The organism is bacterium (genome assembly GCA_023230585.1).
Classification (GTDB): domain Bacteria; phylum Ratteibacteria; class UBA8468; order B48-G9; family JAFGKM01; genus JALNXB01.
Genome location: JALNXB010000054.1, coordinates 1 through 11,628, shown reverse-complemented (window position 1 = coordinate 11,628; position 11,628 = coordinate 1). Strand labels below are relative to the sequence as shown.

Below are 11,628 nucleotides of genomic sequence, written 5' to 3'. Positions count from 1 at the left end.
TTATAGCCGTGTCTTTCATGTTTAGTGTCATAACCTTATATTATGACCCATTTTTTCTTTAGGCTCAATCTGTATTTGAAACCGAGCCCTCTTTCAGGCTCATTTTGTATTATAAAAGACTCAGAGTTGACAAAACTCTTCCTAAGAATTATAATGGATTATAGGTTTTAAGGACATAAAAGATAATAAATCATATTAGTTTTATCACCTCTTTATTGTGTTAAGAGGTTGTTATTTAAATGTTTAATGAAGTTGTAATGCTATCTTTAACTTAAAAAAGATGGCATTAAGGAGGTGAAAAAGTTTGAGAAGAAATCACGATTTTGAAAGGATTTTCCGACAATTTAAAAGAGAAGTTGAAAGAGAAGGTATTATTAGAGAGGTAAAAGCAAAAGAATTTTATGAGAAACCGAGTCAAATAAGAAGACGAAGGAAAATGAGGAAAGAGAGAAAGTTTGTTTCTCCATAATACTTTCAGAGGATAAAATGAGAAAAGAAAAACTGGAAGAACTATTAAAAAAAGAAGATTGTAATGAACTTGTGTTTTGCGGAAAGTGTCACGATTGCGGAAGTAAGGTAGAAGTAGTAGCTGGCATAGACAATCAAGGTAATGTTTTTGCAGAAGGGGGAGCTGTTTATGATGTAGAGCCACCTTCTATTAGAGAAGACAATATCTTTGTTAAATGTGAAGAATGTTTTGAAAAGGACCCTGCTTTGAGTGGATATAAACCTTGTGAAGTTTATGCGCGGGTAGTTGGGTATTTAAGACCTTTGAAACAATGGAACGCAGGAAAACAAGCTGAATGGAAGGTTAGAAAAACGTATTCTGTTTGCCAGGAGTAAATAGTGATTTTAATTGGTGAACTTATAAACGGTACCAGAAAATCTATATCTAAGGCATTACAAGAGAAAAATGTTGATTATATAAAAAAACTTGTTAGTTTGCAGGTTGAAAATGGTGCTGATTATATAGATATTAACGCAGGTACAGGAAAAGGTCCTCAGCAAGAAAAAGAAGATTTAGAGTGGTTGGTAGACATCACCAATGAGTTTGTGGGGACAGGGGTCTGTATTGATAGTTCTGATACAGAAGTTATACGTTATTGTTTACCTTTGGTGAAAAACAATGCGGTAATGCTCAACTCTCTTAGCGGTGAGACTGAAAAGGTTGCTCAAATTATTCCATTGTTACAAGAATATCCCAATTCTAAGGTGATATGTCTTACTATGGATGACTCTGGTATTCCTTCAAATATAGACAAAAAAATAGAGATAACCCAAAAACTTTTAGGGTTACTCGAAAAAATAGGGATAAAACAAGAAAACGTTTTTATTGATGCGCTTGTTCAACCTATAAGCACCGATTGGAAAAATGGAATTCTTTTTTTAGATAGTCTTAAGGCTATAAAAGAGAGGTTTCCTTCTGTTATGACAACTTGCGGGCTTTCCAATATATCTTTTGGTTTACCCAGTAGAACTTTGGTCAACAAATATTTTCTTGCAGTAGGAACAGTTTTTGGTCTTGATTCAGTTATTGCTGACCCTTGCGATGCAGGTATTAAAGAAGCAATCTGTCTGGGGAATGTTTTATCTGGCAAGGACGAATTTTGTATGAATTTTATAAGAATGATTAGAGAGAAAAATTCATAAAATAATTTTACTTTTTCTCGGGGCGTGGCCCAGTCCGGCTTAGGGCACCAGAATGGGGTTCTGGGGGTCCCCGGTTCGAATCCGGGCGCCCCGACTTTAATAATTTTCTTTAGTTTTAAAGAGTGACAAAAATCATAAAAAAAGGTATAATAAGTGAAGTTCAAATTGAAATTATTTATAAAAGGAGGAAAAGCTGTGAAAAAAATAGGTGGAGTAGCAGGATTTTTTGTAGTACTTGGTATATTGTTTTCTGTTTACGCTGTTGCTCAAGCAGACGGTAATCAAGGGTATTTAATAGGTGGACCCAAAGAAGTTGAAGCGACAAAAGCAACAGGGCAACAAATGCCAGCAGCAATCTTTTTTGACTCTGAGAAATGCGAAAAAGAAGTTCCAGTAAGAGAACCAAGAGTAACAAAAAAAGCAGTAGAAAAAACAGAAGTGCAGGCAGTAGAACCCGGAGAAGGTAATAAAGGTTATTTAGTTGGTGAACCTAAAGAAATTGAAGGAACTCCTAAAGTAAAGAGAGCTGCAAGACCAGCATCTATTTTTACTTGTCCTTGCTCAAAAGCTAAAAGAGTTGTTCCTGTTGTTGAAGGACCAAAACCTATAGTAAGAGAAGTAGAACGAGTGGTAGAAAAACCTGTAGAGAAGATTGTTTACAGAGATAGAGTAGTAGAAAAAGTGGTAGAAAAACCTGTAGAGAAGATTGTTTACAGAGATAGAGTAGTGGAAAAACCTGTAGAAAAGATTGTTTACAGAGATAGAGAAGTAGAAAAAGCAGTCGAAAAGACCGTATATGTTGATAAAGTTACAAAAGAATCGCTTAACTTAAAAGACGTTTATTTTAACTGGGATAGTTCTGCTTTTACATCTGTTGCCCTTAGAACTTTAAAGAGCAATATAGAAATTTTGAAAGCTAACCCTGAAGTAAAGGTTAACCTTGTTGGTTCTGCTTCACCTGAAGGAAAAACTGGTTATAACCAAAGGCTTTCTGAACGCAGAGTTAATGCTGTTAAGAACTATCTAACATCAAATGGAAAAATTGCTTCCAACAGAATAATTACAGAAGCTGTTGGTGCTATGCAAGTGCCTACACAAGACGAATGGCCATTTGCTCGTAAGGTCGGTTTTTTTGTTGCACAATAATTCTTGCTCAATTTTAGGCGGGTAATCTCTTTTTAAGGGGTGCCCGCCTTTTTTTTGGAATATTAAAGTTAAAGGAGAAATTCAATGAAGATAAAGGTTGTTGCTGGTATAACACTTGTTGCAATATTGTTAAGTGGTTGTGCAGGTATAGATGAAGTCTTAACACCTAAAACTAAAACAGGTGCAGGTGTAGGTGCTGTTGCTGGTGGTATACTCGGGGCTCTTGTTGATTCCAACAGACCTTGGAGAGGTGCTATTATTGGTGCGGCTGCAGGAGCTGCCGCGGGTGGATGGATAGGTCATACCGTTGATTCTAAAGCAACAAGCCAAGCAGAGGTTTCTGCTGATAAAGACGTTGTAGAACAAGCAGTTAAAGAAGCAGTTAAAAACAACGCTACAGTCAAATATTCTCGTACTACAGAACAAGGAATTAATGAGGATATTATCGCTATACCCGGAACAAAAACAGGGAATAAACAGAAAGTAACCGTAGAATATTATAAGAACGGTAAACTGGTTTCTAGCGAAATAAGGGAAGTTACTCTAATATAAAATTCACACTAAAAAGAGACGTTTTCCCCGTTCCGTTTTTGAAAAAAAGTTACTGATGAAGGTTTGTTCTTGGCGCCTTGTTACAGTATGCCCGAGGGAGTTTTTGCGGAAGTCAGACCTTCGTCTTAGTCGAGTATAGGAAAAGGAATGTCCCCGCTTTCTCCCTCTCCATTGGGAGAGAGGGAGAAAGGGTTAGTGGTTTATCCCGAGTACCCCTGAGGGACTTGAGCCGGAATCTCGCTTTTATATCCTTTTTTCCATTCCGTTTTTGTGAGAAAATATGAGGCAATACCTAAGGGTTACCCAAAGGAGGTTTTAATTTGTTTCTAATCTTCTTGATTTTTGCCGTTATTATTCTGCACAGAATCTCAGAACTTGATAAAAGGCTTAAAATTCTTGAAAAGAAGATGGGGGGTATCTCAAAAGAAGAAGAAAGACCTCCTCAACCTGCTACATCTATAGATAAGTTACTTGACAATAAAGATTTAACTCTTATCGATTACACTAAAAAATCTGTAGAGTATGATGAATCAAAATCTGTTGTATCAGAAAAAAGTAGAAAAGAGTGGCTAAGGTTAGAAAAAATTATTGGGGAGAGATGGCTTGTTTGGGTTGGTGTCTTACTTCTTTCTGCTGGGTTCGCTGGTTTCCTTAAATATGCCTTTGAACAAGGTTGGATAGGAGAGGCCTTACGTTGTTTTCTTGGTTTTTTGTTGGGCTTCATTTTTATTGGGATAAGCCATCATCTTCGTAAAAAAAAATTTCTTACTCTTGCTCAAGGGATTTTTGGGCTTTCTCTTATAATATTCTACATAACAATCTTTACTGCTTACCATTTTTATAAACTATTCAACATCCAACTCTCTTTTATCTTATTTTTTCTTGTCACACTTGGTGGTATGTTTGTTTCGGTTACAAGCAATTCTTTGGCTACATCTTTACTTAGTACTATTGGAGCTTTTCTTACACCACTTTTACTTGTTAACCCTGGAACAGAAATATATTATGAACCAAAATTGTTTATCTACCTTTTAATTCTTAATCTTGGGGTTCTTTTTGCTGTCTCCTTTAGAAAATGGCGTGCTCTTCCGTTTCTCTCCTTTCTTTTTACTTTATACTATTTCATCGATTGGTATCTTGTCAAACAAGACCTTCGTATGATTTCAGTTTTTGCAGGTATCTATTTTTTAACTTTTGCTATAACCTCTCTTATATATAGCATAATTAAAAAGGAGAAATCTAATTGGGAAGATCTACTTCTGGTAGTAGCGAACCCATTAGTTTTTTTCTTGGTTTTTAGAGATATGTTTAGTATGCCTGCCTTGCAAAATATAAAATATATTTTACCCTATATTCCAGTTTTTATGGCTGCCACTTATTTCATTCTTGCATACCTGATAAGGAAAACTAACAATAAAGACAAACTGCTCTATTTTGGGTTTATAGGTACTTCTATTGGGCTTTTAACTCTCCCTGTTCCTATGATGGTAAAAAATCTTTGGATTACTTTTGTTTGGGGCGTGGAGGCTATTATCCTTATGATGATTGGCTCAAAAATAGATAGGAAACCTTTGAGGGTAGGTGGGTTAATCATTTTTATTCTTGTTACAGCACGTTTATTTTTTATTGACACGTTTTTCTTATATTCACAGGGCAAAACTGGACTACTTTTTTTAAATACAAGTTTTTTGACTATACTCTTGTCATCTTTAACTTTTCTTTTCTCTGCAGTGTTATTAGAACGAGGTAAAAACTTCTCTTATGAAGAAAAGAATTATACTAAACATTTATGGTCACTTTTTATTTTAGGGCTTTTTTGGATATCTAATATAGAGATATTTTCGTATTTTTCTGGAGCAACAGGAATGTTGGATGGGACTGAGTGGCTTGTCTCAACGATTTTTTGGGCTATATTTGCTTTATTCCTTATATTTGCTGAAGTTAAAAAAGAAACATCTTTGTTTCGTTCCGCTGGGTTGGCCCTGCTTACACTAACATTTATAAAAACTATTGTAGATACTCTGGTTATTTCACCAAATTTTTACTCTCCACAATTTCTATTTAACTTCCAATTTCTTTCGGTAGGAACGGTTCTTGTTGCTATGTTTTTGGGTGCTAAACAGTTTGGCAGAAAAGATATTTCAACACTTAGTTACGAAAAAAATAGTGATATATATCTGTGGACACTTTTTATTCTACTTCTTTTTGTAGAGATGAATATACAGGTTTACTCATCTTGCAATATAGTATGGAATTTAGGAGAAGATAAACTGGTTGCTGCTATTTCACTATTATGGATTCTTTATGGTTTTGGGCTTTTGGTGGTTGGATTGGTTAAGAAAATTTTGTCTTTAAGAATTTCTGCCTTATCACTTTTTGGCCTTACTCTTTTAAAAATTATCTCAGTAGATATAAAGTATATTGGAAGTTTTGCAAAAATGTTGGTGCTTATAGGTGCGGGGATAGTTCTTATTACAGGTGCTTATTTTTATCGTAGGTTTAGGCAAAAGGGCTAAAAAGAGGAGGAGAGCTCAGAGTACTTCGGACTACTTTGTGAAATCTATCCTGCTTTTACTACCGTGCTTGATACTTACTTCGCAAACCTTCCTGCTCTCTGAACTCTCCAATTCTGTTATACCTAATATAAGAGATACTGTCAAGAGATGTTTTTGTCTAATTCAATAAACCGACCTTTTTTGCCCTCTAACCGATGAAAGTAATGGGATAGTAAATCCTCAGGGGTTTGCAAAGAGTTTAATGGAATGTAGTTGCCCTTTTTTGCTATTCCGAACTTGAACCGGAATTTCTTTTTTCCTGCCACCCATAATGGAAAAAGTATATGGTGAAATATTTCTTATTGTTTCTTCCCTAAAATAGGTTTAGCGTAAGGATAAGATTTAGTCCTCAAGTGCGCTTTAACTACAACAGCACCAACTTTTTCTCCTCTAATCTCGACATTTACACTATCATTTACCTGAATATCACTACTTAAAAGAGCAAGGCATATAGACCTTACGCTTTTAGTTTCTGCAATTTGTTCTTCATCAAATGTATAGTAAGGCACTGAGGTTCCACTTGTTATATATCCTACAGGTTTTTCTTGTGAGAAGACCTTATATCCTGCTCTACCAATACCTTTCCCTGTAAGGGTTATAGGTTTTATAGTTTGTGGCAAATCATCAATTAACGTGTAATCTTTTATTTTAAATTGTTGTAAAGCGTTGTACTGTTTTAAAAGAGAAGGTTTACCAATAAAATCTCTTTCTGTATCTTTAAAACTAACTCCAAATCTGGATAAAGGAAAACTAAATATTGGCATCTCTTGTCCCTCTGGAGTTGTGCCAAGTTCGTGCCCATATAAAGGTAGGTTGGCTTCTAACCGCAGGGTATCTCTTGCGCCTAATCCAACAGGGTAGGCTTCTTTGCCTATAAGTAAATCCCATACTTTTATAGCTTGAACTGTTTCTAAAATAAGTTCAAAACCTATTGGTTCGCCTGTATAACCAGTTTTACTAACTAAAATCTCTGTTCCACCGATTTTTGATATACTAATGTAATTTTTTTTCTCAGGTAACTCCCCAGAAGAGATAACCTTTTTAAGAATGTTTTCAGAGTTGGGACCTTGTATAGAAATCATTGATAACTCTTCTGATTTGTCAATAATTTCTAAGTTTTTAAATCTGACTGCCATATTTCGTAAATAATCCCAATCTTTTTGTTTGTTACCAGCGTTAACAACAAGCATATATTCGTCCTCAAACAATCGGTATATATACGCATCATCAATGGCAACGCCGTTTTCATTAGAGATTATAGTGTATTGAGAGAGTCCAGGAGTAAGGGCTGAAACATCGTTGGTTAAAACATATCTTAAAAAAGGAATAGCGTCTTTGCCCTTAAAAAGAAACCTCCCCATATGAGAAACATCAAATAATCCTGCTTTACTTCTTGTCAACAGATGTTCCTTAATAATACCAGTAGAATACTGAATAGGCATACTCCAACCGCCAAAATCTACCATTTTAGCTTTCAATTCAATATGCCTACTATGAAAAATCGTCTTTTTTAGTTTGTCCATAATTTTTTTGTGGTGTTTTTTTAGTAAGTTAAACTTTTTTAATTATACAATTTACAATCTTATACCGTCAATTTTTATATAAGCCCCAGAGCCTTCAACCCGAAGTTTGCAGTTTTGTTAATCATTCAACCTTTAAGTTTTATCCATTTTTTATCAAGTTTTGCCAAAGAATCATAAGCTCTTGCAAGATACAAAGAATCTAAAATAGCCATAGACATCATCGCTTCTGCAACAACATATATCCTTGCAACCAGAGTAGGGTCCCTTCTTGTTATAGGACTTAACGTCTCTTCTTTCATTCTACTCATATTGATAGAGGTCTGCTCTTTAGAAATTGTTGGTGTTGGTTTAACCGCTATCCTAACAACAATATCTTCACCAGTAGAAATACCTCCAAGAAACCCGCCAGCGTTATTAGTTTTAAATCTTACCTTCCCGTCTTTAGACATATACGGTTGGTCATTATTTTCGGACCCCTTCATATTCCCAACCTTAAACCCAGCACCAAACTCTATCCCCTTCACTGCCCCAATACTACACAAAGCTTGAGCAATAGTAGCGTTTAATTTATCAAAGACAGGCTCCCCAAGCCCAGCAGGGACATTATGAGCAATCAACTCGATAATACCTCCAGCGGTATCACCTTCATCTTTAATTTCAAGCACCTTTTTTTCCATCATTTCTGCTGTCTTCAAGTCAGGGCAATTTATTTCGTTTTTTCTATAATTCTTTTTTATCTCTTCCCACGACATATTTTTTGCTTTTATACCCATACATTCTTTAGTGTATCCTAAAATTTCTATCTTTTCTCTCTCAAGAATAAATTTTGCTACAGCTCCACCAGCAACCCTACCAACCGTTTCTCTACCAGAAGCCCTACCAGCCCCACACCAATCTTGTGCTTCACCATATTTCAAAAAGAAAGAGTATGTAGCATGTGCAGGTCTAAATATATCTTTATAAGCCCTATACTGTTCAATATGAACTTTTTGGGTATCAACATTATAAACCATTATTCCCAACGGAACCCCAGTTGTTACTCCGTCTTGTCCTATACCTGCAAAGATTTCGCATTTATCTGTCTCTTTTCGTGGGCTGTTAAGTTTTCCGTGTCCGGGTTTTCTTTTATCAAGTTCTTTCTGTATAACTTCTTTGGTTATTTTTAATCCAGGCGGTACACCATCAACAATAGTAGCAAGCCCTGACCCCTTACCTTTACCGTAAGATTCTCCACAGGTTGTTACACGAAATATCCTTCCAAAAGTGTTTCCAAGCATTTTTATACCTCCATTTTTATTTTTGCACCTAAACTTTCCATAAGTTTCACAAAAGTGGGAAAAGTTATGTTTATCGCCTCAGAGGAACTTATTGATGTTTTACCTTCCGAAATAAGCCCTGCAAGCGAAAGAGCCATAATAACCCGATGGTCATAATGTCCATCAACAGTTGTACCTTTTAAGTTGCTCTGTTTTATTATCATACCATCTTGAGTTTCTCTAATATCAGCCCCCATTTTTATTAATTCTTGAGTCATAACTTTGATTCTATCTGTTTCTTTAATTCTTGCGTGAGCAACATTACAAAGAGTGGTAGTTCCTTTAGCAAAACAACCAACAACAGCAAGGGCTGGTAGAGCGTCAGGAGTATTGTTTAAGTCAATATCTGTTCCTGTCAATTCTCTTCCCTTTATCCTTATACCTTCTGCTTCTACCTTAATATCAGCCCCCATCTTTTCAAGATATTTTATAACCTCTTTATCTCCTTGAGTATCATTTATATCAAGTCCTTTAAGTAAAATATCTGATTTAGTTATTGCTCCAGCCACAATAAGAAAAGTTGCAGAACTCCAATCCCCAGGAATATTTTTTATGAAAGAAGAGTAATGTTGAGAACCTTCAATATTAAAAAACGTTAAATCATCGCTCTTTTCATATCTTATATTCTGCTCATTTAACCAATTAAGAGTCATATCTATATAAGGTTTTTCGTGAATATTTACAACCTCTATTTGAGTATTTCTTTCTGCAAGAGGAGTAGTAATCAATAAAGACGATACAAATTGGGAACTTATACCATCAACTTTTGTTCTACCACCTTTAATTTTTCCTGTAATTTCTATTGGAGGGCAACTATTATTATTTACTGAAATAGCCTTTGCGCCTAACGTGTTTAAAGCATCAAGAAGCGGTTGGAGGGGTCTTTGCCTTAAAGATGAATCACCGTTTAGAGTAACCTTAAAGTTACCGAGAGAAGATATCCCTGTGAGAAGGTTTAATGAAGTGCCGGAATTACCTAAATCAAGTATTTTATAAGGTTGGAAAGGGTTACCATCAAAACCTTCAACAACCCAACTATTATTGTTTGAAACATCTATTTTAGCGCCTAAATCTCTACATCCGTTTACTGCTGCTAAGGTATCGGCTGATATTAAAGGATTTTTTATCTCAGATGTGCCTTTTGCAAGAGAACCAAATATTATACCTCTAATGGTTTGAGATTTAGAACCCGGAATAAAGGCTTCTCCTTGCAAAGATTGGGTTTTTTCTATTATCAAGTTCATCTGTTTAATATAACATAAAACCTTCTAAAAAACAATAAGATTTATACTCTATTTTCCCCTCTTTTGCCTTCTACCCTTCCCTCCTTGCTGTCATTTCGGACTTGATTCGGAATCTCTCATCAAGGGCGGGTTTTTGCCTTTGTCGTTTTTGTGAGAACAGGCGAAGCAATTCTCTGAGGTTTGCATCTCCCCTCATTCCGCCTTTTGTAGTTTATCTTGCGAGCTTTACCCGCCGAAGCCAACCTACGCTAAAATAGAAGCTTCGGCAGGTATACCTTGGCGTAGGAGGGGTTTCTTAGCGTGGCAATCTCATCTTTTATTTATATCCTTTTCCCCTTTTCCACCCTACTATTGATTATGATTTTTTTTGTAGTATAATATAAATAGGTTAACGTAAAACCAAGATACCTTTTCTTCAAAGAACATTATTAGGAGATATAATGACATCTACCGATAGTGTTATTATTAAAACTGTAGGGATAAGTAAAACATTTAAAGAGGGTAAAGCACAAGAAGTTAAAGCCGTGGAAGAGGTTTCTTTTCAAATTGAAAGAGGCGAGTTGTTTGGTTTTCTTGGACCAAACGGAGCTGGCAAAACAACGACCATAAATATGCTTACAGGTCTTGCTCGCCCTGATAAAGGTGTTATTTTTATTGATGGAACAGAGAGTTCTACCAATCTAAAAACCACTCAACATCTTATGGGAATAGTGCCAGATGAGAGCAACCTATACCCTGAACTTACCGGTTTTGAAAACCTTATGTTTTGCGGCGCTCTTTATGGTATGGGTAAAGCAGAAAGAGAAAGACGCACCTGTCAACTGTTACGCCAATTTGGGCTTACACAATCTGCAAACCGGAAATTTTCTAAATATTCAAAAGGTATGAAGCGAAAGTTAACTATAGCTGCCGGTATAATGCACTCACCACCAATACTTTTTTTAGATGAACCTACCACAGGCATAGATATAGCAAGTGCCCGACAAATAAGGCAACTAATCTATGATTTAAACCAAGAAGGAACAACTATATTTTTAACTACACATTATATAGAGGAAGCAGAAAGATTATGTCAACGCATAGCTTTTATTGTTTCTGGAAAAATTGTAAGGATAGATACAATTGAAAATCTTATGAAACTTGCAGAAAACCGCTATATCGTTCAATTTTCCCTCTCTAAAGAAATAAAAAACATTACTACAATCATTGAAGAACAATTCACAGACGTAAAAGCCTATATTTCGTCTGGTACTATTTTATGCGTAGAATCTCAAAGACCTATTTCAATAGGTCCTTATGTAAGACTACTAGAAAGCTTTGGTGCAGAAACAAATGAAGCTCGCAATATGAGACCCTCTCTTGAAGAGGTATTTGTTGAAATAACAGGTATTGAAGCAAAAGATATGAAAAACGAAAGATAAAAAGCGTCGGATAAAAGATGAGATTGCCACGTCGTAAATAACCCCTCGGGGGTATTCGGTACAAGACGCTTCTCGCAACGACAAAAATCGTTGGTATGCAGTGTCTATTCACTCCCTCTTTGCCTTCTACCCAAGGGGGAGAGGGATTAAGGGTGAGGGGGGTAGTTGGCAGGCTAAAAAAAATGAATAGCAGAGCGATAAAATAGGAAACGCCCCTTGTA

Annotated in this window: 10 protein-coding genes and 1 tRNA gene; 8 read left to right on the top strand and 3 right to left on the bottom strand. The window is 35.8% G+C overall.

From position 1 onward, the window contains the following. The first annotated feature begins 304 nt into the window (after window positions 1–304). The 7 genes from rpsU to M0P98_07820 all read left to right on the top strand — a co-directional run bounded on the left by rpsU (window position 305) and on the right by M0P98_07820 (window position 5,864). On the top strand, window positions 305–469 hold the full coding sequence (rpsU, locus tag M0P98_07850; protein MCK9266766.1) for a 30S ribosomal protein S21: 165 nt from the start codon (window positions 305–307) through the stop codon (window positions 467–469). Between the two features lie 17 nt (window positions 470–486). Next, window positions 487–843, top strand: a complete 357-nt coding sequence (locus tag M0P98_07845; GenBank protein MCK9266765.1) for an anaerobic ribonucleoside-triphosphate reductase — start codon at window positions 487–489, stop codon at window positions 841–843. A 3-nt stretch (window positions 844–846) separates the two neighbouring features. Further along, the gene (locus tag M0P98_07840; GenBank protein ID MCK9266764.1) at window positions 847–1,650 is read left to right on the top strand and encodes a dihydropteroate synthase; all 804 of its coding nucleotides are present in this window, start codon (window positions 847–849) and stop codon (window positions 1,648–1,650) included. Between the two features lie 18 nt (window positions 1,651–1,668). After that, window positions 1,669–1,744: transfer RNA gene (locus M0P98_07835), tRNA-Pro, on the top strand. A 101-nt stretch (window positions 1,745–1,845) separates the two neighbouring features. Beyond that, the gene (locus tag M0P98_07830) at window positions 1,846–2,796 is read left to right on the top strand and encodes an OmpA family protein (protein MCK9266763.1); all 951 of its coding nucleotides are present in this window, start codon (window positions 1,846–1,848) and stop codon (window positions 2,794–2,796) included. 84 nt (window positions 2,797–2,880) lie between these two features. Next, a complete protein-coding gene (locus M0P98_07825) occupies window positions 2,881–3,348 on the top strand; it encodes a glycine zipper domain-containing protein (protein MCK9266762.1) in 468 nt (155 codons plus the stop codon). 320 nt (window positions 3,349–3,668) lie between these two features. Continuing rightward, window positions 3,669–5,864: a DUF2339 domain-containing protein gene (locus tag M0P98_07820; GenBank protein MCK9266761.1), complete on the top strand. Its 2,196-nt coding sequence runs from the start codon at window positions 3,669–3,671 to the stop codon at window positions 5,862–5,864. Between the two features lie 338 nt (window positions 5,865–6,202). On the opposite strand, the gene gcvT is transcribed toward M0P98_07820, so the two are convergent. The 3 genes from gcvT to aroA all read right to left on the bottom strand — a co-directional run bounded on the left by gcvT (window position 6,203) and on the right by aroA (window position 9,986). Next, window positions 6,203–7,426: a glycine cleavage system aminomethyltransferase GcvT gene (gcvT, locus tag M0P98_07815; protein MCK9266760.1), complete on the bottom strand. Its 1,224-nt coding sequence runs from the start codon at window positions 7,424–7,426 to the stop codon at window positions 6,203–6,205. 125 nt (window positions 7,427–7,551) lie between these two features. Beyond that, a complete protein-coding gene (gene aroC / locus M0P98_07810; protein ID MCK9266759.1) occupies window positions 7,552–8,703 on the bottom strand; it encodes a chorismate synthase in 1,152 nt (383 codons plus the stop codon). Between the two features lie 2 nt (window positions 8,704–8,705). Beyond that, complete coding sequence (gene aroA / locus M0P98_07805; protein MCK9266758.1) at window positions 8,706–9,986, bottom strand: 3-phosphoshikimate 1-carboxyvinyltransferase; 1,281 nt, start codon at window positions 9,984–9,986, stop codon at window positions 8,706–8,708. A 440-nt stretch (window positions 9,987–10,426) separates the two neighbouring features. On the opposite strand from aroA, the gene M0P98_07800 reads away from it, so the two are divergent. Continuing rightward, on the top strand, window positions 10,427–11,407 hold the full coding sequence (locus M0P98_07800; GenBank protein MCK9266757.1) for an ABC transporter ATP-binding protein: 981 nt from the start codon (window positions 10,427–10,429) through the stop codon (window positions 11,405–11,407). Window positions 11,408–11,628 lie beyond the last annotated feature (221 nt).